The 536-nt window shown below is 70.9% G+C and carries 1 protein-coding gene; it reads left to right on the top strand.

The features are described from left to right. The coding region (locus A5648_RS08005; protein ID WP_165607309.1) for an AMP-binding protein at positions 1–536 on the top strand (536 nt) is incomplete at both ends.

The following is a 536-nucleotide window of genomic DNA, read 5'->3' on the forward strand; positions in this document are numbered from 1 at the left end:
TCCAACCTGACGCACGCCTGGATCGGCACCGAGCCGGTCCGCGCGACCACTCTGCAGAACTTCGCCGAGGCGTTCGCGCCGGCCGGGTTCCGGCCCGAGGCCTTTATTCCCGCGTACGGGCTGGCCGAGGCAACCCTGGGTGTGACGGGCATGTCCGAGTCACCGGTGCCGGTGGTCCGGCACATCGACCGGACCGCGCTCAGCGAGGAGCGGGTCGTCGAGGTGGCTGCCGACACCGCCGGGGCGGTGCCCCTGGTGGCCTGCGGCGCCAAGGCGGAGAGCCAGCAAGTCCTGATCGTTGACTCCGAGACCCGGTTGCGCCGCGGCCCTGAGGAAGTGGGCGAGATCTGGGTGTCCGGGCCCAGCGTCGGCGTGGGCTACTGGGGACGCCCCGAGGAGACCGAGCACGCCTTCAACGCGTACGTGGCCGACACCGGAGAGGGCCCCTACCTGCGCAGTGGCGACCTGGGGTTCTTCCGGGACGGCGAGCTGTTCGTCACCGGCCGGTGCAAGGACCTGATGACCATTGGCGGCTA

This window comes from Mycolicibacter sinensis (assembly GCF_001673565.1).
In the GTDB taxonomy this organism is placed as follows: Bacteria; Actinomycetota; Actinomycetes; order Mycobacteriales; family Mycobacteriaceae; genus Mycobacterium; species Mycobacterium sinense_C.